The organism is Anaerotignum sp. (assembly GCF_030625865.1).
Classification (GTDB): domain Bacteria; phylum Bacillota; class Clostridia; order Lachnospirales; family Anaerotignaceae; genus Chakrabartyella.
Genome location: NZ_DAOUQB010000042.1, coordinates 1 through 20234, shown reverse-complemented (window position 1 = coordinate 20234; position 20234 = coordinate 1). Strand labels below are relative to the sequence as shown.

General features: G+C 36.3%; 21 protein-coding genes and 1 riboswitch. Of the genes, 19 read left to right on the top strand and 2 right to left on the bottom strand.

Annotated features, from left to right (window positions below; genetic code table 11):
- Positions 1-480: 480 nt before the first annotated feature.
- The 6 genes from P9Q65_RS10980 (at position 481) to pflB (ending at position 5732) form a co-directional block, all read left to right on the top strand.
- Entirely contained in the window at positions 481-777 is a 297-nt protein-coding gene (locus tag P9Q65_RS10980; RefSeq protein ID WP_304509469.1) for an ArsR/SmtB family transcription factor, read from the top strand.
- Entirely contained in the window at positions 774-1772 is a 999-nt protein-coding gene (locus P9Q65_RS10975) for a permease (protein ID WP_304509468.1), read from the top strand. Before P9Q65_RS10980 ends, P9Q65_RS10975 begins: the two co-directional genes overlap by 4 nt.
- Before the next feature lie 10 nt (positions 1773-1782).
- Positions 1783-2145, top strand: coding sequence for a thioredoxin family protein (locus P9Q65_RS10970; protein WP_304509467.1), 363 nt, complete (start codon positions 1783-1785; stop codon positions 2143-2145).
- Positions 2142-2531: an arsenate reductase ArsC gene (locus tag P9Q65_RS10965; RefSeq protein WP_304509466.1), complete on the top strand. Its 390-nt coding sequence runs from the start codon at positions 2142-2144 to the stop codon at positions 2529-2531. Before P9Q65_RS10970 ends, P9Q65_RS10965 begins: the two co-directional genes overlap by 4 nt.
- A 94-nt stretch (positions 2532-2625) precedes the next feature.
- A riboswitch (ZMP/ZTP riboswitch) is annotated at positions 2626-2709 on the top strand.
- A 55-nt stretch (positions 2710-2764) separates the two neighbouring features.
- The gene (gene pflA / locus P9Q65_RS10960; RefSeq protein WP_304509465.1) at positions 2765-3496 is read left to right on the top strand and encodes a pyruvate formate-lyase-activating protein; all 732 of its coding nucleotides are present in this window, start codon (positions 2765-2767) and stop codon (positions 3494-3496) included.
- A 4-nt stretch (positions 3497-3500) separates the two neighbouring features.
- Positions 3501-5732 (top strand): formate C-acetyltransferase, encoded by a 2232-nt coding sequence (gene pflB, locus P9Q65_RS10955; RefSeq protein WP_304509464.1) that lies wholly within the window; start codon positions 3501-3503, stop codon positions 5730-5732.
- 157 nt (positions 5733-5889) lie between these two features.
- On the opposite strand, the gene P9Q65_RS10950 is transcribed toward pflB, so the two are convergent.
- Positions 5890-6372 carry a hypothetical protein gene (locus P9Q65_RS10950; RefSeq protein ID WP_304509463.1) on the bottom strand — a complete coding sequence of 161 codons (483 nt, stop codon included), beginning with the start codon at positions 6370-6372 and terminating at the stop codon, positions 5890-5892.
- A gap of 492 nt (positions 6373-6864) precedes the next feature.
- On the opposite strand from P9Q65_RS10950, the gene hcp reads away from it, so the two are divergent.
- The 6 genes from hcp (at position 6865) to P9Q65_RS10920 (ending at position 12651) form a co-directional block, all read left to right on the top strand.
- On the top strand, positions 6865-8496 hold the full coding sequence (hcp, locus tag P9Q65_RS10945; RefSeq protein ID WP_304509462.1) for a hydroxylamine reductase: 1632 nt from the start codon (positions 6865-6867) through the stop codon (positions 8494-8496).
- A 466-nt stretch (positions 8497-8962) separates the two neighbouring features.
- Positions 8963-9910, top strand: coding sequence for an FMN-binding protein (locus tag P9Q65_RS10940; RefSeq protein WP_304509461.1), 948 nt, complete (start codon positions 8963-8965; stop codon positions 9908-9910).
- Positions 9911-10323: 413 nt separating this feature from the next.
- Entirely contained in the window at positions 10324-10494 is a 171-nt protein-coding gene (locus P9Q65_RS10935; protein WP_304509460.1) for a hypothetical protein, read from the top strand.
- 157 nt (positions 10495-10651) lie between these two features.
- Positions 10652-10864, top strand: a complete 213-nt coding sequence (locus tag P9Q65_RS10930) for a hypothetical protein (RefSeq protein WP_304509459.1) — start codon at positions 10652-10654, stop codon at positions 10862-10864.
- 180 nt (positions 10865-11044) lie between these two features.
- Positions 11045-12007 carry a hypothetical protein gene (locus tag P9Q65_RS10925; protein WP_304509458.1) on the top strand — a complete coding sequence of 321 codons (963 nt, stop codon included), beginning with the start codon at positions 11045-11047 and terminating at the stop codon, positions 12005-12007.
- The gene (locus P9Q65_RS10920; RefSeq protein ID WP_304509457.1) at positions 12004-12651 is read left to right on the top strand and encodes a response regulator transcription factor; all 648 of its coding nucleotides are present in this window, start codon (positions 12004-12006) and stop codon (positions 12649-12651) included. The genes P9Q65_RS10925 and P9Q65_RS10920 overlap by 4 nt, the downstream gene beginning before the upstream one ends.
- Here P9Q65_RS10920 and P9Q65_RS10915 read toward each other — a convergent pair.
- Positions 12632-14347: a histidine kinase N-terminal 7TM domain-containing protein gene (locus tag P9Q65_RS10915; protein WP_304509456.1), complete on the bottom strand. Its 1716-nt coding sequence runs from the start codon at positions 14345-14347 to the stop codon at positions 12632-12634. The genes P9Q65_RS10920 and P9Q65_RS10915 overlap by 20 nt on opposite strands.
- Before the next feature lie 225 nt (positions 14348-14572).
- On the opposite strand from P9Q65_RS10915, the gene P9Q65_RS10910 reads away from it, so the two are divergent.
- From P9Q65_RS10910 to P9Q65_RS10880, 7 genes are all read left to right on the top strand, one after another.
- The gene (locus P9Q65_RS10910) at positions 14573-14938 is read left to right on the top strand and encodes a hypothetical protein (RefSeq protein ID WP_304509455.1); all 366 of its coding nucleotides are present in this window, start codon (positions 14573-14575) and stop codon (positions 14936-14938) included.
- 28 nt (positions 14939-14966) lie between these two features.
- Positions 14967-15764 (top strand): hypothetical protein, encoded by a 798-nt coding sequence (locus tag P9Q65_RS10905; protein ID WP_304509454.1) that lies wholly within the window; start codon positions 14967-14969, stop codon positions 15762-15764.
- Positions 15765-15768: 4 nt separating this feature from the next.
- Entirely contained in the window at positions 15769-15891 is a 123-nt protein-coding gene (locus tag P9Q65_RS10900; protein WP_304509453.1) for a hypothetical protein, read from the top strand.
- A 269-nt stretch (positions 15892-16160) separates the two neighbouring features.
- Positions 16161-16619: a GyrI-like domain-containing protein gene (locus tag P9Q65_RS10895; RefSeq protein ID WP_304509452.1), complete on the top strand. Its 459-nt coding sequence runs from the start codon at positions 16161-16163 to the stop codon at positions 16617-16619.
- Positions 16620-16774: 155 nt separating this feature from the next.
- A complete protein-coding gene (locus tag P9Q65_RS10890; RefSeq protein WP_304509451.1) occupies positions 16775-17533 on the top strand; it encodes a YoaP domain-containing protein in 759 nt (252 codons plus the stop codon).
- Positions 17533-18417 carry an SPL family radical SAM protein gene (locus P9Q65_RS10885; RefSeq protein ID WP_304509450.1) on the top strand — a complete coding sequence of 295 codons (885 nt, stop codon included), beginning with the start codon at positions 17533-17535 and terminating at the stop codon, positions 18415-18417. Before P9Q65_RS10890 ends, P9Q65_RS10885 begins: the two co-directional genes overlap by 1 nt.
- A 1064-nt stretch (positions 18418-19481) precedes the next feature.
- Positions 19482-20234 (top strand): hypothetical protein (locus tag P9Q65_RS10880; protein ID WP_304509449.1); only part of this gene is annotated, 753 nt, incomplete at its 3' end.

Here is a 20234-nt window from a genome sequence, read left to right as displayed (position 1 = left end):
TTGAAAGAACTGCCTTTTCTGGTTCCTTTGGATTGTATCATAAAAGTTTTAGATAAGCCTACAGGGGAATACACAATGATTCATGATAAAACGACTTACTATGTATGTCACAATCATAGTTGTTTGCCTCCTGTTAACGATTTAAAGGAAATAAACACTGGTAGAAGCCAATTCTAATAAAATTAAGAAAATAGTGTATTTTTACTATTGGAATAAGGCGTAAAGGTTATGTTCTTTACGTCTATTTCTTTTGCATAAAATTTTTTAGGTGCTTTAGGCTATGGAATTGTTGGTAAATTAACTTTAAAACAGGAACTGCTTTAGGGCTGGCATCTTGTTTGCGGTAAGTTGCAGAGGGTTTAATTTATGAAAAAAGAGGAATCTTCTATAATTTATTAAATATATATATAAACATATTGACAACTATCTATGTGAGGTGTAAGATGATCATATAGACGACTATCTATGTGAGGTGTTTTTATGAATACAATTGATGTTGCTTTGATCTGCAAAGCCCTCAGTGATTCCAACCGTCTGCAAATTGTGCAGATGTTGTCGGACGGAGAAAAATGCGGATGTATGTTGCTTGAACAGTTTGAGATTACACAGCCCACTTTATCTCATCATATGAAAGTGCTTTGTGAGTGCGGATTGGTGGAGAGCCGAAAAGAAGGGAAATGGAGTCATTATTTCTTGAATTGTGATACATTAAAGACCTTTAAGGAATTTATCGGTGGACTTTCTTGCTGTAAGGAAGGCAGGTGTGAATGTAAATGATTTGGGATTTTATTCAAAATCAAGTATTGGCAATGAAGTGGTTAAATGGGTTACTTGGGAATCTCATTACCTCATTGGGGTTGGATATTGAAACCAAGATTGGTGGAAGCGTCCAGTTTTTCCTTTATGACGTAATTAAAATTACCATTCTTCTGTGTGTACTTATTTTTGGGATTTCGTATATTCAAAGCTATTTCCCTCCGGAACGCAGTAAGAAAATCATGGGAAGATTTCATGGAATATGGGCAAACTGCATTGCGGCACTCCTTGGGACAGTAACACCGTTTTGCTCTTGTTCTTCCATTCCACTGTTTATTGGCTTTACCAGTGCGGGATTACCCCTTGGAGTTACATTTTCCTTTTTGATTTCATCGCCTATGGTTGACCTTGGCAGTTTAATTCTGCTGATGAGTATTTTTGGAACCAAGGTAGCTGTGGTTTATGTAGTGGTGGGTTTGGTCATCGCTGTTATTGGCGGTAGCCTGATTGAGAAACTGCATATGGAGGAGTATGTGGAAGATTTTATACGAAATGCAAGTACCATTGATATTGATTCTCCTACACTTACCAAAAGGGAAAGAATGACCTATGCAAAAGAGCAGATGACGTCTACTTTTAAAAAAGTACTTCCATATATTTTAATTGGAGTGGGTATCGGCGCTTTGATTCATAACTGGGTACCTCAAAGCTGGGTAGAAATGATTCTCGGTAGCAATAACCCCTTTGGTGTTGTCTTGGCAACTATGATCGGTGTTCCCATGTATGCAGATATATTCGGAACAATTCCTGTTGCAGAGGCACTTCTTTATAAAGGCGCGCAGCTTGGAACAATTCTTGCATTTATGATGGCGGTTACAACACTTAGCCTACCGTCTATGATTATGCTTAGAAAAGCCATTAAGCCGAAACTATTGGGAACATTTATTGCAATATGTACCATAGGAATTATTAGTGTAGGATATCTGTTTAACGGATTTGAATTTTTATTTATGTAGGAGGTTGAATATGGGATTGTTTGGTTTTGGAAAGAAAAAAGAAGAAGTAAACGCAGGGGGCTGTTCCTGTGGTGGTAATTGTACCCCTAAGCCAATGGCAAAAGCAGATGAAACAAAAGAGACATCAGGGGTTAAGGTGCTTGGTTCAGGCTGTGCAAAATGCAATCAGCTGGAAAGTGCAGCGGTTGAGGCATTAACGGAGCTAGGCATGGATGCATCCATTGAACACGTCACCGATTTTGAAAAAATAGCAGCCTACGGTGTAATGAGTACCCCGGCCTTGGTTGTGGATGGAAAAGTAGCTTCTTATGGCAAGGTATTAAAAAAGGATGAGGTAATAGCAATTTTGCAGAAAGTAAGAGGTTCAAAATGAAAAAAGTAGCCTTTATCTGTATCCACAATTCTTGTCGCAGTCAAATGGCTGAAGCCCTTGGGAAGCATTTGGCACCGGATGTATTTGAAAGTTATTCTGCCGGCACGGAAACAAAGCCACAAATAAACCAGGATGCAGTGCGCATTATAAAACAGTTATATGGTATTGATATGGAAAAAACACAGCATTCCAAGTTGATTGATGAGGTTCCCATACCGGATGTTGCAATCTCAATGGGATGTGATGTGGGGTGCCCTTATATTGGCAAACCTTTTAATGATAACTGGGAACTTCCTGACCCCACAGGGCAATCAGACGAACATTTCATTGCAACTGCAAAGGAGATAGAAAAAAGAATCATGGCATTGAAGGCCATGTTGACTTGAAATTGTTTTAAACCACAATATATTGTATTAATTTTTGTAAAATAAAATAAAAAATACTAATTGACAACGGAAAAAACTCATGCTAAAATCAGAGCATAGATTATATGACTGACGGAACAGTGGGTTTAACCACGTGAAGTATAATCGCTAAAACAAGCCGACCGTCTGGGCAGAAAAAGCCCGGATTCTCGGCTTTTTCTTTTTCAAATTTTGAATTAGAAAGAGGTGATTGTGTGCAAAAAGGTAAAATTCACTCTGTTGAGTCTATGGGATTGGTAGATGGCCCCGGAATACGAACGGTACTCTTTTTTCAAGGGTGCAAACTTCGTTGCAAGTATTGTCATAATCCAGACACTTGGCAGTTGCAATCCGGCAAAGAAATGGACGTAAATGAAATAATGAAAATGTTACGACGATTCCAGCCTTACTATGGGGATACAGGTGGCATAACCTGTTCCGGTGGGGAGCCGCTGTTACAGATTGAATTTTTAACAGAACTATTCAAAGCCTGCAAAAAAGAAAATATATCTACTTGTCTTGATACAGCCGGGTATGGATATGGAAATTATCAGGAACTTTTAGATTATACTGATTTGGTAATACTGGATTTAAAACATTATTTGCCGCAAGAATACAACGAGTTGACAGGCGGGGATATTTCTTTTCCCACAGCGTTTTTAGATGCGGTGAAAGAACATGGAACTTCTCTTTGGATTCGCCATGTAGTTGTACCGAATCTGACGGATGACGAAGAACATATCAAAGGATTAGGGGAATTTATTAAGAAAATTCCCAATATAGAAAAAGTGGAATTACTTCCTTACCACACTTTAGGTGTTGAGAAGTACAAAGTCATGGGCATAAATTATCCTTTAAAAGATATGTTGCCTATGAGTAAAGAGAAAACAACACAGCTTCAGGACATGATTATAGATATTGTATCCAAAGGATCAAGAAAGGATTGATAAAATGAATACATTGGCATGGCAGGGGTTTCAAGCAGGAAAATGGACAGAAGAAATTGATGTTCGTAATTTTATTCAAAAAAATTATTCTCTTTATGAAGGCGATGATTCCTTTTTAGAAGGCGTTACGGAAAGAACAAAAAAAGTTTGGGACAAGTCTCATGAATTAATTGTTGAAGAAATGAAAACCGGTATTTTGGATGTTGAAACAAATATTATTTCCGGGATAGATAATTTTGCACCTGGCTATATTGATAAAGAAAACGAGGTGGTATTTGGTTTACAGACAGATGCACCTTTAAAAAGAATCGTAAATTTATATGGTGGCTTAAAGATGGCTACCAGTGCTTTAGAGCAGTATGGCTATCAATTAAATCCCCAGGTGGAAAAGGATTTTCATTCCTACAGAAAAACACACAATGAAGGTGTTTTTGACGCTTACCCACAAAGAACAAAAGTTGCAAGACACGTTGGTTTGCTTACAGGTCTTCCTGACGCTTACGGACGTGGCCGTGTAATTGGCGATTACAGAAGGGTTTCTTTGTATGGTGTGGACTTTTTGATGCAGGAAAAAGAAAAAGAATTGGCGGATTTTGATGGCCCAATGACGGATGAGCGCATTCGTACAAGAGAAGAATTGAGCATGCAGATCAGAGCTTTAGAAGAAATGAAATCTATGGCTTTAAAATATGGCGTTGATATTAGCAACCCTGCAAAAAATGCCCAAGAAGCAGTACAATTTTTGTATATGGCTTATCTTGCCGGTGTAAAAGAAAACAACGGTGCGGCAATATCTTTGGGACGTACCTCTACATTTTTGGATATTTATATCGAAAGAGATTTGAAAAACGGCGTTATTACAGAAAAAGAAGCACAGGAATTGATTGACCAGTTTATCATCAAGTTAAGATTGGTGCGTCACTTGAGAACACCGGAATACAATGAATTGTTTGGCGGCGACCCTACATGGATCACTGAGGCCATTGGTGGAACCAGTATAACTGGCGAACCTCTGGTTACCAAAAATTCTTTCCGCTATTTGCACACCCTGACTAATTTGGGAACTGCTCCTGAACCAAATATGACTGTTCTTTGGAGTAGAGATTTGCCCGATGCTTTTAAAGATTATTGTGCAAAAATGAGTATTGAAACAGATTCTATCCAGTATGAGAATGATGATATTATGCGTCCTTTGTATGGGGATGATTATGCAATCTCCTGCTGTGTATCTGCTATGCGTGTAGGTAAGCAAATGCAATTTTTCGGTGCCAGGGCAAATATTGCAAAATCTCTCCTTTTGGCAATGAATGGCGGCATGGACGAATTGCAAAAAGTTGCGGTTGTACCCAATATTGAGCCGATTAAAGGGGACGTTTTAGACTTTCATGAGGTGTTTGAGCGTTACAAAAAAGTGTTAGACTATGTAGCAGAGTTATATGTAGACAGTATCAATATTATCCATTATATGCATGACAAATATGCCTATGAAGCAAGTCAGATGGCATTGCATGATGCTAATGTGGAACGTCTCACCGCTTTCGGGATTGCAGGCATCTCTGTGGCAGCAGACTCTCTTTCCGCAATTAAATATGCAAAGGTTACTCCCGTTCGTGATGAACACGGTGTGACAGTAGACTTTAAAGTTGAGGGGGATTTCCCTAAATACGGTAACGACGATGATAGGGTAGATGATATTGCCGTTGAAGTTGCAACTTATTTCTCCGATGCATTGAAGAAACATCCTATTTACCGTAACGCAAAACATACATTGTCAGCACTTACCATAACAAGCAATGTTATGTATGGTAAAAAAACAGGGACAACACCTGATGGTAGAAAATACGGAGAACCTCTTGCGCCGGGAGCAAACCCTATGCATGGACGGGATGAAAACGGAGCGCTTGCATCTTTAAACTCTGTTGCAAAGATTCCTTATAGAAATGTTTGCCAGGATGGTGTTTCCAATACATTCTCCATCGTGCCTGACGCTCTGGGAAAAGAAGAAACACAGCGAATTGAAAATCTTGTTCATATTTTGGATGGGTATTTCTACCAAGGCGCGCACCATCTGAATGTAAATGTAATGAACAAGGATATTTTGATTGATGCCATGGAAAATCCCGGGAAATATCCTACACTTACAATTCGTGTCTCCGGTTATGCAGTAAACTTTAACAGACTTACTCGTGACCAACAGTTGGAAGTAATCAAAAGAACATTCCACGAGGCAATATAATGAAAATTTTCTGTTATTGGCTATAATTTTATAACTAAAGAAAGCCGCTCTGCTAACCTGAAATTTCATGCTAGCAGGGTGGCTTTTTTATAAAAATAATTAAAAACAAGATGTTAGCTTAAATATTTTCAGGAATTTATTAATAAAATAGGCTCATTTAAAAAACAGCAGTAAAAATTTTCTTCTTCCCAAAGAAAATAAATAAATATGGTGTAAATATCTCAATAAAAATTACAACCCATAAGTTAACACCTAAATTTGAAAGAAGTTGCGAAAAAAAGCTAAACATTTCAAATGGTTGCCATAAATGGAGCATCCACATAACGGCAAAGCCACTGGTTATGTGGAACATCTTTTGTACCAATGCCAATAGTATGCCGTATACTGTTAAAACAGAAGTCGAATAAAATATTTCTTTTTTTGTCATTTTGCGAAAAAAAACAAATCCACCGATGAAAAAAGATACCATAAAAATAATGGCATATACAATGATGGATTTTGTGTTATCTGATGTAATTGTTCCATCCGGCAAACGTAGGAGTGTCCAAGATAGCATTCTAAGGGAAAGATGAAAATCAATGATACCTGCAATCCAACAATACAAAGGCACCTTCCAAATATAATTCTTCCATGAATTCATTGTAAAACCTCCTAAATATAAATAGACCGATTGTATAAATCTAATTTTAAAGCAAAATTTTCCATATTACTATACCATAGCTCTTATCTATGCCACAACTTTTTCAACCCCTATTAATAACTCATATAACGTTTGAAACCCCATGATTTCTATCGTTGTTCTATTAAAAAATAAATATAAGGTAGCATACAAATTTACTCCTGTATTTAAACAACAGGAATTATTAGAAAATAATTCTAGAAAAATGAAAAACGTTGTAAAAACAACATACATATTTTTTTAATGCCTTTATAATTTAGTCATCAATAATTTTTCAGAATTGCTTAAATATTGAATAAGAAATCCAGTTGTTTCAGAGACTACACTAATGTTTAGTGTTTCAAATGATTGAGGATATTTATAAAATATTCCGGATGACTGGGTTTGCCCCATTTGTTTTATGGGAAAGATGAATTTGAAGTTGTTAAAAATAACAAAAAGGAGGGAACAACAATGAGTATGTTTTGTTATCAATGTCAAGAAGCAGCAAAAGGCACCGGATGCCAGGTAAGAGGGGTATGCGGCAAAAATGAGGAAGTTGCAAAATTGCAGGATTTGCTGATTTATGTTTCAAAAGGAATTTCCGAAATTGTGGTAAAAGGAAAGCTGGAGGTGAAATCCATCAGTGAGGTGAATCACCAAGTTATAAAAAGTCTTTTTATTACCATTACAAATGCAAATTTTGATGATAACGCGATTGAAAGAGAAATTATCAAAACGATAGGCCTTAGAAATGAATTGAAAGGACAAGTTTCAAACATTACTTTTGGTGATGCAGCAGAATTTGAAGTAACCGATAGAGCGTCTATGTTAGAAAAAGCTTCAAAGGTGGGTGTGCTTTCCACTGAAAATGAAGATATTCGTTCTCTTAGAGAAATGATTATTTACGGTTTGAAAGGAATGGCGGCATATACACATCACGCCCTTAATATTGGTAAAGAAGACCTTGATATTTATGCATTTATATATGAAGCACTTGCTTCAACCCTAGATGATTCTTTATCGGCGGACGATCTTGTGGCGCTGACATTAAAAACAGGGGAATTTGGTGTAAAGGCTTTGGCTTTATTAGATGATGCCAATACATCAAAATATGGAAATCCTGAAATTACCAATGTAAACATTGGAGTTCGCAACAACCCAGGTATTTTAATCTCCGGCCATGATTTGACCGATTTGGAACAATTGCTGGAACAAACAAAAGGCACAGGCGTTGATGTCTATACCCACTGTGAAATGCTTCCTGCCCACTATTATCCTGTGTTTAAAAAATATGAGAATTTTGCAGGAAACTACGGTGGTTCTTGGTGGCAACAGTTAACGGAATTTGAAACATTTAACGGACCCATTCTTTTTACAACAAATTGCATCGTTCCTCCCAGAAGCGAGGAAATCAGAAAAAGAATCTTTACTTCAGGGGCTTCGGGCTATCCCGGATGCATTCACATTACACCAGATGAAAATGGGAAAAAAGATTTTTCTGAAGTAATTGAAATGGCAAAACAGTGTAAACCTCCTACAGAAATTGAATCCGGTAGTATTGTTGGCGGGTTTGCCCATAATCAAGTTTTTACCCTAGCAGATAAAGTTGTGGATGCAGTAAAATCAGGGGCAATTAAGAAGTTTTTTGTAATGGCAGGATGCGATGGCAGAATGAAATCCCGTGAGTACTATACTGAATTTGCAGAGAATTTGCCAAAAGACACCGTCATCCTCACTGCGGGATGTGCAAAATATCGTTACAACAAATTGAATTTAGGTGATATTGGAGGCATTCCAAGAGTTCTGGATGCCGGTCAGTGTAATGACTCCTACTCCCTTGTAGTCATTGCCCTAAAGCTGAAAGAAATCTTTGGGCTTGAAGACGTGAATGAACTTCCCATTGCATATAATATTGCTTGGTACGAGCAGAAAGCGGTAATAGTACTGCTGGCATTGCTTTCTTTAGGCGTTAAAAATATCCACCTTGGTCCTACTTTGCCCGCATTCTTATCTCCAAATGTGGCAAAGGTACTGGTTGAAAAATTTGGGATTGCAGGTGTTGGACAAATTGATGATGATATTAAATTGTTTATGGGTGCATAATTTGTATTGAAATATAAGGAAAACAAAGACTCCAATTAATCTTGTGGGTCTTTGTTTTTTTACATTCATAATTTTATGTTACGTGTTTCGTAATTTGATTGTAGTTAATGATTTATCAACATATACGTGCATCAATTGGATTAGAAATGCTCCTTTTTTCATTTAAATAAAGGATTGGGAATTTTGTCACAAACAGACAAAAAAATTGTTATTATATTAAAGGCGTATGTTGGTGTGCAAACAGCAGATCTTACTGCATTGTTTTTTTAAATAGGTGGTATAATCACAAATCAATCTAAATTTTACTTTCAACTACTTATTTAGTATAATGTACCATAAAAATAAAAAAGGGGGTTTTTTAAAAATTAAGATCTGTTTAAGTTTAATTTAAGCTTGATATGGCATACTTGCACCATAACAGAAAAGAATACATATTTATTTGAGATACAGGATAATAGGAGGTTATATGCTACTGCTTTTAAATGTTACACTGGCGTGGATTAGTGTGGGACTGATGGTTGCCTTATCCATCATATACCTATTGCGAATAGGAAACAAATATTTATTTGATAACAAAAACCAAACTTTAAAAAAATGGAATAAACGTTTACGAAAACATCATAGATGGATGGGTATTTTAGTTATCTTTACCGGTCTGCTCCATGGAATTTTATCAAGTTTTCATGTGTTGAGTTTTAACTTTGGAACCATTCTTGTTGTAGTTTTCATCCTCCTTGGACTCAGCTTTATGCTAAGAAAGATTTTTTCAAAAGGAACCACATGGATAAAACTCCACCGTTTTCTAACGATATTGGCTTTTGTTCTTCTCATCCTTCATATTGTTGAGGTTGGAGGTTTTGTAGGAGTGGATGGTATAAAAAATACTCTGAAAAATGACCCTTCTCTCGGGGGTATTTCCTCATCAGTACCTGAAGAAATAGGTGAAAATGAAACAAATTTAATTTCCAATGATGTTGAAGAATCTGGAGCCAACGATGATTTTGACGATGCATCTATAAGCGAAACCGAGACTGTTGTTGATGATAAAACATTTGCAAATGAAGACACCACAAATGGAGCCTCCAACGAAAGCATTACTGATTCTGATGTTTCTGATGATACTGTAACTTCCACACCAGGACCATATAGCGATGGCACTTATACTGGTACAGCGGATGGGTATCGTCCGGGATTGACCGTTGAAGTAGTGATAGAAAATGGTTATATTGCATCCATAGAGGTGGTTGCTCATAATGAGAAAAACGAGCGCTTTTATGGTGAACCCATACAGGTTATTCCTCAGGAAATTGTTGCAGCACAAAGTACGGATGTAGACATCGTTACAGGTGCAACCTTTACTTCAAATGGAATTAAAAACGCCGTAAATAACGCCTTAGCCAGTGCTTTAAAATAGTTTGTTATACACTTCACATAAATGGCATGATATTGACTTAGGGTATCCTTTAGTCTGTATCATGCCATTTTCATTACTGTGTTAAAGATATTTTTGAAGCCTATGATATGAGGTTGAGGTTGTGTCCAGTGAGGAAATTTGGAATCTAATATCAACATGTCCTTTCCTGTGGAAATATAGTAAAATAGTAGCACTGTATCATTTTTTTATTTTAACGTAGTTCTGTCATGGTTAAGCTTATGGTTAATACATAAAATTTTAAAGCTATTTATCCCCCAAATAATAAAATAAAAGTGTTTTTTTTGATATTTTAAAAGATCAAGATTGAAAGATAATAGCTTCATATCTTACATAGAGCTATAAGTTATAGGGTGCCGCTACAACTGAAATATTGCATAAGGGGGGATAGATAATTGAAAAATCCAACGATAGTTAACATTGAAACTGGGATTCGTTTTATTGAGAATCATATGGATGGAAAATTGAATTTAGATATGGTAGCAAACGCTGTCCATTATTACAAATACCACCTTCACGCAATGGTTACAGAAACTTTTGTCATGACCACTCATGATTATGCCTGACGCAGACAACTTACGACAGTGGTAGGGATTGGTCTTTTGTCCTATATACGCATTCCCGCAGGTTTCCTTGCGCAGCTTTTGGTTAGCCGTGTTTACGGTGACACCTATTGGTAACTTACTGCGGTAGAGTTAGTTAGTTTTGCCGGGATGGCTGTTGGTGGTATGGCAATGGGAGCTTGGGGTGGTTTCCAAAGCCAAGGAAGGATCTTGCGGCTTGTCTTTTGCCTTTGTTGCGTTGGCCATTGGTATGGGATTATTCCGTTTTTTATTCTATATCTTGTTTTGGCATAGCATTGACCATGGTGCAGACAACAACCGCAGCAATGATTCGAGAAAAGGCAGAGACAACGATACAAGGGTGTGCATTTAGCATGTTTTTGAGTATGCATTCCAGAAAAAAAATTAAATAAATTATGCAAAAAAATATTTATATATGGTATAATTAAAAAAGAAATTATGGTTTCCTTTATGAAAAAAAGTGCCAAGGGTAAATCAACTTTTATATGCCGTAAATATTAACAATAATGCATTTTATGCAAGGGGAATGCACATGATGAGAACGCTTGGATTTTATCCGTTTTTTATTGCAGTTATAACAGTTATTGTAATCGCAGGTTTTTGTCTTATTAATATGTTTTTATTGGCAAGGCACAAAAGAAACCATATTACAATTTGCATTCATATTTTTTCTTTGTTTTCTGTATTCAGCTTGATTTTTTATATGATGCGTGTTGCAGTTTTTGCTCATCCAATAGCCGAAAAATACCATGTTCTTTCAATAATATTTCTTTTATTTGCAGCAGCTACAATTTTTAGCGGTGTTATCTTTGCTTTTCTATTCAAAAAAAAGTATAGTTTAAGAAACTTGCCCCATAGCGTACCTGATGCACTAAAAAACATCGATGATCTTGTCTTTGTCATTGATGGAGAGGGTGCTATCTTACATATCAACCACCCGGAAAAATATCATAGCTTATTTGGAAATGTCAGTACAGCAGAAGAGCTTTATGTTTTCTTAAAAGAACATTGCCTTCCAAGGGAGGAAGGGGTGATCCCCCTTAATAATATCTCAGATACGCAGGGATGCGAATTGTATTTTGATTGGGTTAAAACGAATGTAATTTTTAAATTAACTCCCGTTGTTTTAGGTGATAGTTGCCTTGCTTATACGGCAGTTCTTGAAGATGTTACTGTAGTCAAAAATACAGAAAAGATGCTGCGGGAGCAGAATAAAGCATTCATATTAGCTAACGAAAGGTTGTCCAAATATATTATTGCTGCGGGAGAATTGGAAGCAGAAAAAGAGCGCTTGCAAATTCTTTCCCATGTGCAGGAAACAGTCATTATAGATATTGAGAAGGTACTTCCATTTATTCATGAAATAAAACAGAATTGCCTTCAGGATGGTTCATACCAAATTGTGATGAAGGAATTTGCTGCCCAACTACGGCAAATTTATGAAAAAGTACGCAGTACTGTAGGGAAAATAGCGGGAAAGGAAGGGAAAGAATGATTCGTATTCTAATTGCAGATGATCATTTGCTGTTTCGGTCTATGTTGGAGGAAATGTTAAAGCGAGATGGTGAACTGAAAATCGTTGCTTCCTGTGCTGATGGTTACGAGGTTTTACAAAATTGTCGCATGGAAAAACCGGACATTGTCCTTTTGGATATTGGAATGCCTGGCAAAGGGGGAATCGAAGCCTTAAAGGAAATCAAAACCAGATGGCCCCAAATTAAGGTGGTTATGTTGACTACCTTTGAAGATGATGAAAATATCAAATCTGCCATACAACTTGGTGCTGATGGCTATTTGATTAAGGATATGAAGCCGGAAATTCTGATTATCTCACTTAAATGTATTTATCATGGCATGGTGCTGTTTCACAGAGGGGTGTATGGATTCCTACGTTCCGCAGTTTTAGATGCCTGTAGTGAGAAAAACAAGAAAGTGCAAATAGACAATATGCTCTTTGATGCTGTGGATATTAAAATTTTACAATTAATTGTACAAGGTAAGTCAAACCGTGATATTGGGCTTGCTTTGAACTACAGCGAAGGCACCATAAAGAATAAAGTGACAAGGTTACTCTCCCAAACCGGTTTTTCCAACCGCACGGAATTATCTGTTTTCGCAATCAATCACGAGCTTGTTTAGGAAGAGTGGCTCTGATGGTAAATCCAGATTCACCATCGCTGGTAAAATTGATGGTACCCGATAGCTTTTGAATTCGCCTTTCAATGCCAGTAAGGCCATAATTTTTATTGATGTTTTGGCATCCGGTGCCGTTATCAAGGGCAAAAATTTCAATTTGTTTTGGCTGAAAACGTAAAATCAGATAAATGGTTTTGGCTTTTCCGTGCTTAATTGCATTGGTAACCCCTTCCTGACAGAGACGATAAATTGCCTCCGTTTGTTCTCCGGTTAATTCGTAAGTTTTGCCATGGACTTGAAGATCAACTTGTATATTTTCGTTTTTCAAATGCCGTATAGCTTTGATAAGACTGGTTTCTCCCCATTTCATTCCTTTTCCTAACAAAGCGTTTTTAAGATCGTTTAAACTGCAAATTAACAATTCCTCGATTTGGTTAATTTTTTGTGTTGCTTCCGGTACATCATTGTCAGCAGCAAGTTCCGCAGTCCCAATTAATACAGTCAAGCTGTGGCCCAGAATGTCATGTACATTTTGGGCTATTTGTGCTTTTGTGCGGGCAATGGCTAAATCCCTTGTTGTATCTGCCATGTTTCTTAGAAGTCCGGCTTTTTCTTCAAGTTCCTTATTTTGTTGAGTAAGGAGCATGCGGTTTCGACTAATTTCTGTAATATCATAAAAGCAAAGCAAAAAATGTCCATTTTTTTGGGGATGTTTTTCGACTTTGATAATACGCCCATCGGTCAACTGGATTTCCACTTCATACAACGTACTGTTGTTTGTCAAATTTTGAAGCAATTTTATACTTTCATCGTCCAAATCACTGGAGAGTTGTCGTAGTTGCAAAATGGAGACTGTTTTTTTTCCCAAGTGTAGCATTGAGTAAAAAGTACGATTACCACCATATAAGCATAAATTCGTATCTACAAATATGAGACCTTGAGGAACAATGTCATAAAGTCTGCCCAGAGAAATAGGCGATATATCAAAAAAACGAAAGGTCAAAGTAGGAATAACGAACAACATGAGGGAAATTGAAGCGGCGATAGGCGTGAAATCAAACACCGGAAATGAAAAAATCCATGGAAGCAAATTCATTTTAAAAGCAATATAGTAAACGTTGCCCAATAACGGCAAAAGCACAAAAACTGCAAACAAATTTCCTAAATTTTCTTTCCCTCTAAAACCAGGTTGCTTTGTAAAACTGTGAGAAAGTATGAGTATACCAGTCAGCAGATAAAGATAATGTACACTTTGGGCGACGTAAAAAGCAGGGCCAAAGCGGTCTTTATAAATATCAAAATAGGAATAAAAGGTCATATGCAATGGGTTTGATACCAATACGAGAAAAGAGAGGGCAGGAGGAATGCTCCATAGAATCAACTGCTTTTTGGAAGGCTTTTTGTTCTTTCTGTAAATATAAGCAAAAACAAGCAGACAAACTCCCAAAGAATCAATGGCAAGATATTGAACAATAATAAAAAACCATCTCATCTCAACTCTAGGAGATAAGGTTTTAAAAATTTTAGCAATCATCCATAGGGCAACTATTCCCTCGACTGATAAATAGCTATACAGTAATGGGGATTTTTTTGCCCTAAAATAAATATATGCACTAAAGGAAATGAGCAACAGAAGCATCAGTGTATGGGAGCAAAGAATTGTGTTAAAATCCATAGCAAGTTTGTCGGATACTTCCATTTTCTTCATCCTTTCTGTTTTTTATATGTGCATTTATTATAGCATATTTTTTCTTTTTTGAAATCTAAAAAATGCTTACACATGTCACGGAATTGTGCCTAGGTGAGCATTTTTTGTGACTTACAAGAAAAACCGGATTCCTTGATTTATGACGTAAGACACTGTTCCTGTGACCTCCTAAATGGATAATATTGTTATGGGCCTTAAGAAAGCAGGTGATGATATATGCGCTCAGTGTTTGAAATCAAGCAAAACCCCTCAGGAAGTTATTATTTTACCTTTCGGAGTACGGACGAAAAGGCACATATTATTTCCTGTAGTTTCCCCCATCGTGCCCAGCTGGAAGCGTGTATTGCCAAAGTCAGAGAAACGGCCCCTGTTGCAGATATACGAATAGTTTCATCTGAAAAAACGCCTTATTTTTTTATTCAGTTAATAGAGGAGGGGATTTCTTTTTCGTTAATTGGTTTTTCAGGGGAAAGAATTTTTAGCAGTGTCTTCTATTCTGATAAATTGTTATGCAAAGAGGCCATTTATGCCCTTAAGGCATCTGCTGAAAGAGCTGCAATTATTGATTTAACGTATGAATAACTAAACACACAAGTGAGGAGAGTGGAAATTGAATACTGGAAAAAAGTTATTGCACATTTTTATTTTTGCCCTAATCTTTATATTTACAGGATGTACAGCACAGAGTGTAACGAAAGAAACTGGGAAATTGGAAGAAAGTGTTTCTCAGGCAGAATTGAATGACAGAAATGATTCATCAGAAATGAATTATGAAAAAGTACCTTCCTCAAGTTTAAATGGGGCAGAAGATATCACGCCATACCAGCTTCTGTATTTTATTTGCGGAAACATGGAGGAAATGTCTTTTGGCTATACGGTTACTCGTTCTGATTCCCAATGGGCAGAAATACATTTTTTTCAAAGGAAGGCAGAGGCTTCCGTCGACTGTTTTACCACACAGAATATGAATGGAAATGCAGTCACTGTTCGGGAGATAGAGAAAGACGGCAAGGTAAGCTACATTTTGGATGACAGCAAACAAATTAAAACTTATCAAGCTCCGGCAGAGGATTTTCTACTTTATCGAATGATTACTGCATCAAAGACCCTGCTACAGCGTGGTATTGAAGAGGATGGGTATATGCTATATGAATATTCACTTCCCTTTGAGCAGGACGAAACCATGCAATACAAATACCGCTTTTACATGAAGGACAATATTCTAAAAAAGCTGGTCGTTTCCCTTGAAGACAGAGAAGATGTTATTTACGAGTTTACGGAGTTTCAACAGGCAATAACAGATGCCACCGCTTTTGAATATCCAAAGGATTATATTGAGGAAAACTATGATGGTTCATACACAGGGGAATCTATGCCCCCATGGTGGGAAGTCGGAAATGATAACTAGGAGGATGAGTAGAATGAAAAAAATGTTTGTAAAATGGATAGTTTCGGCTACAGCCTTTGTTTTAGTTGCAGGACTTATGGGTTGTGGGTCGGGGGAGACATCACAGAAGCAATGTGGTCCAATGTGAAGATTTTGCAGATCAATACCAATTTAGGCTAATAATAAAGTTTTATAAAACCCCTAGGGAAAGAGTAAAATCCAAGTCCTAGGGTTTTTATTTCTTGAATCTTTTGTTATGATACAATAGAATAAAAGCATCTTACTTTTTGACAAAGAAAAAAAGATTATAATAAAATTATTAGAACAAAATTGGAAAAATATTTTTAATATGACATGCTGATGTCACATTTATTGTGCTATCCTTTTTTTATTAAATAGGAAAAGAGGCACATGAAAATGGAATATGAAGTTGTTCAATTGAAAGAAAAAAAGTTGGCTGGAATTAGAATTAGGACAAGTAATGATGACCCTAAAATGAGCAGACAAATCGGTAAGGCATGGGAAAGATTTTTTGGAGAAGGCATTTTTCAAGGCATACCCAACAAGAAAAATGAAAAAACAATAGGTCTTTATACAAACTATGAAGATGGTGTTAAAGGAAAATATGATGTGATGATTTGCTGTGAGGTTGAGGGGAATATAATCCCGTCTGACAAAATAGAAACACAAATCATACCGGCAGGAAAATATGCTGAATTTATTGTTCGAGGGCATGTTCAAAAAGCAGTGCAAGAATTTTGGATGAAGCTTTGGGCCATGGATTTAGACCGAAAGTATGGTTGCGATTTTGAGGAATATCAGGCTGAGGGTGATATGGAAAATGCAGAAATACATTTCTTTATTTCTCTGAATTAAAGAAGTGGGATGCATACAATGGATAAACGGAATCCCAATGGGAATGAATTCTCAGTTCCGCGGAAAACGGAAGCGCAAAGTTAAAAACAGTATTGAGGTTCAAATAAGGGTAAAACAGGTATTTACTGATTTTAATTGGGAAAGGAGCGACAGTTATGAAAATTATTGACATTAATGCTGATAACATTGATGAGGAACACATATGTTGTGCTATTTCAGACAAAAAAGGAGATCCCTGTGTTTCATCGAAAAAAGCGTGGATGAAAAACCAATTCGATAATGGGCTTACTTTTAAACGCCTTGATGCAAGAGGAAAGGCATTTATTGAATATATCCCTGCTGAAAATGCATGGTACCCAATCCATGCAGACGGGTATATGTTAATCAACTGTTTTTGGGTTTCAGGGCAGTTTAAAGGGAAAGGGCATGGCAATGATTTATTGGAAGCTTGCATTGCAGATGCAAAGATGCAAAACAAAAAAGGATTGGTTGTTGTTTCATCAATCAAAAAGATGCCCTTTTTGTCAGATCCAAAGTTTTTAAAGTATAAAGGATTCCGTCTTTGTGATACAGCAAAACCATATTTCGAGTTGCTTTATTTACCATTTGATGACGGTGCATCGAAGCCTAAATTTAAAGTTTGTTGTAAAGAGGCATCTATTCCAGAAGATGGCATGATTTTATATTATACAAACCAGTGTCCTCATACAGAAAAATATGCCCCCTTAATTGCTGAAATTGCAAAAGAAGGGGGACAAACCGTAATACTAAGAAAAATAGAATCGGTTTGTCAGGCGCAAAATGCGCCATCACCCTTTACCACATACAGCTTATTCTTTCATGGTGAATTTGTTACGAATGAAATCCTTTCCGAGAATAAGTTTAAAAAATTTCTTAAAAAGAAGGGATTATAGTGGAATGGATACCGGCAAAAACAATCTTATCGGGGTATGTTGAAAACAATCTATGGTTTGGAACTAATTATAACATGAACACTTACAAGGGCTGTAACCATGGCTGTATTTATTGTGACAGCAGAAGTTCATGTTATGGCATTGATCATTTTGATCAGGTGCGGGCAAAGAAAAATGCCCTTGCTCTTTTGGAACGGGAGTTGAAGGCAAAACGAAAAAGGGGCGTTGTGGGATTAGGCGCAATGAGCGATCCATATAACCCCTTTGAAAAGGAATATTGCCTTACCAGAGGTGCATTGGAAAGAATAAATCGATTTGGATATGGTGTGGCTATTGCAACAAAAAGCAGCCTAATTGAAAGGGACATTGATCTATTAAAAGATATTTCTGCTCATTCTCCAGTTCTAATAAAACTAACAATAACAACTGCCGATGATGTATTATGTAGGAAAATTGAGCCAAATGTTTCCTTTTCATCTCAACGATTCCAAACAATTAGAATGCTTTCTCAGGAGGGAATTTTTACGGGAATATTATTAATGCCTGTGCTGCCTTTTTTAGAAGATACAGAAAAAAATATTGCAAAAATAATAAATCTTGCCCACAAAAATGAGGCAAAATTTATCTACCCTGCCTTTGGTGTAACCTTAAGGCAAAATCAAAGGGAATGGTTTTATGACAAACTAGATAGATTGTTTCCCGCAATGAAAGACAAATATATTAAAGCATATGGAAATTCTTATGAATGCAGGTCACCTAATTCAGAGTCATTATGGCGGGTTTTTAAAAAAAACTGTGATAGGTATGGACTACTTTATGAAATGCATGATATTGTAGAGGCTTACAAAACCCCCACCCAAGCCACTCAGCTTTCATTATTTTAAAGGCTGTGTTTGATCAACGAGGTTAAACATAGCTTTTTTGTTATTCATTATGTTTATAGGCGAGAAACTGCATTATCACACAGTGATATTTTTAAAAGCATTAAAAAAATATAATCTATTTTTCAAGTAAAAAAAATCACCTTTGTAAAACACGATGACTTGGAGTGTTTTTTTGCAAATTATTTGACTGGTTTATTAAGAAAAAGATTGCGTGGAGAATAAATTTAAACAAGCAATCTTTTTTCGGAAATAGCCGTAAACTTAAACTTTGGGAATTTGGAAAAAGAAAAACAGAAATGCAGAAAAGATTTGAGTCAACAATGTTGTAAGAAGCGATGGTTTAACATGTTTATAAATTGTATTACTTTAGTTATAATAAAATATTTTTCAGAATTAATAATTTTTTTGGAGGGAAAATACATGGCAACATCGAACATTAGCGTTTTTTTGCCATATAGTTTAGAAAAAGTTTGAAATACCGTTACTTCACTGGAAAATTACCAATGGCGGAGCGATTTGCAAAACATCAAAATTATTGAGGAAAGAAAACAATTTGTGGAATACATAAAAAAGGATTTGCAACAGAATTTAAAATTAAAGATATCTTTATTTAAATGTTAATTCAGGAATAAAAAGTCTCAAAATTAATTATGATGTGACGGCAATGCTAAATTTAACCTTCATTTAGAATGATTTTAATGTATTTTATTTATAATCTTCCTTCAGATATTTACCCATAAATATACTTGAGGGAAGATTTTTTTGTATGGCCAATTCCTTATAAAGCTTTCTTCATGAATTCAGTTGCTTTTCCTCCTAAAGCGGAACAGGAATTTTACAATATTCTTAAAAAAAATAAAATAACTGATTAAAAAAATTGGAAATTTATGTTTTTGTAACTAATTTGTTACCCAGAAAAGTTAAAATCAAAGCAAATCAAAAAAAATGGAGTCAAAATATTTGAATGTATATGTTGTTTTTTACTGGCAAAATGTATGAAAACAAATAATATGGTCAATTAAAATGTTGGATTAAAAATGAAGAAAAATCTGGAGGGATTGAAAATGAAATTTAAATTAGGATTAACAATGACATTATGTGTAGCATTAGGAACAGCAAATGTAATTGCTTTCGCAGAAGATAATAGTTCTTCTTTCAAGGGAGTAGTCGGAACAACAACTGAAGCAAACACAGACGGTTCCACAACAAGTCAAACGGCAGAATCCGGAGCTACAACAGACGGAGCTGCTACAAATGAAGCTGGAACTAACGAGGGAATAACTAACGAAGGAGCTACTGGAGAAGAAGCTACAGACGAAACTGCAACAAATGAAGTTGCAACAGATGAAGCTGCAACTGACGAAGCTGCAACAGATGAAGCTGCAACAGATGAAGCTGCAACAGATGAAACTGCAACTGACGAAGCTGCAACAGATGAAGCTGCAACTGACGAAGCTGCAACAGAGGAAGCTGCAACTGACGAAACTGCAACAGATGAAACTGCAACAGATGAAACTGCAACAGACGAAACTGCAACAGATGAAACTGCAACAGACGAAACTGCAACAGATGAAACTGCAACAGATGAAACTGCAACAGATGAAGCTGCTACAGACGAAACTGCAACAGATGAAACTGCAACAGATGAAGCTGCAACAGAAGAAACTGCAACAGACGAAACTGCTACTGAGGAAGAAGCAGCAGACGAAATTATTGAAATTCCCGAGGAAGAAATTCCTTTAGTAGAAGAGGTTCCTCCTGTTGAAGAAGTTCAAGAAGATGCGACATTAATTATTACACATAGATTGCAATTTGAT

Coding starts and splice junctions, on each gene's coding strand:
- P9Q65_RS10910 (WP_304509455.1), top strand. CDS start 14,573: ATGCGCTCAGTGTTTGAAATCAAGCAAAACCCCTCAGGAAGTTATTAT.
- P9Q65_RS10940 (WP_304509461.1), top strand. CDS start 8,963: ATGCTACTGCTTTTAAATGTTACACTGGCGTGGATTAGTGTGGGACTG.
- P9Q65_RS10965 (WP_304509466.1), top strand. CDS start 2,142: ATGAAAAAAGTAGCCTTTATCTGTATCCACAATTCTTGTCGCAGTCAA.
- pflB (WP_304509464.1), top strand. CDS start 3,501: ATGAATACATTGGCATGGCAGGGGTTTCAAGCAGGAAAATGGACAGAA.
- P9Q65_RS10925 (WP_304509458.1), top strand. CDS start 11,045: ATGATGAGAACGCTTGGATTTTATCCGTTTTTTATTGCAGTTATAACA.
- hcp (WP_304509462.1), top strand. CDS start 6,865: ATGAGTATGTTTTGTTATCAATGTCAAGAAGCAGCAAAAGGCACCGGA.
- P9Q65_RS10890 (WP_304509451.1), top strand. CDS start 16,775: ATGAAAATTATTGACATTAATGCTGATAACATTGATGAGGAACACATA.
- P9Q65_RS10915 (WP_304509456.1), bottom strand. CDS start 14,347: ATGGAAGTATCCGACAAACTTGCTATGGATTTTAACACAATTCTTTGC.
- P9Q65_RS10970 (WP_304509467.1), top strand. CDS start 1,783: ATGGGATTGTTTGGTTTTGGAAAGAAAAAAGAAGAAGTAAACGCAGGG.
- P9Q65_RS10920 (WP_304509457.1), top strand. CDS start 12,004: ATGATTCGTATTCTAATTGCAGATGATCATTTGCTGTTTCGGTCTATG.
- P9Q65_RS10900 (WP_304509453.1), top strand. CDS start 15,769: ATGAGTAGAATGAAAAAAATGTTTGTAAAATGGATAGTTTCGGCTACA.
- P9Q65_RS10975 (WP_304509468.1), top strand. CDS start 774: ATGATTTGGGATTTTATTCAAAATCAAGTATTGGCAATGAAGTGGTTA.
- P9Q65_RS10895 (WP_304509452.1), top strand. CDS start 16,161: ATGGAATATGAAGTTGTTCAATTGAAAGAAAAAAAGTTGGCTGGAATT.
- P9Q65_RS10980 (WP_304509469.1), top strand. CDS start 481: ATGAATACAATTGATGTTGCTTTGATCTGCAAAGCCCTCAGTGATTCC.
- P9Q65_RS10950 (WP_304509463.1), bottom strand. CDS start 6,372: ATGAATTCATGGAAGAATTATATTTGGAAGGTGCCTTTGTATTGTTGG.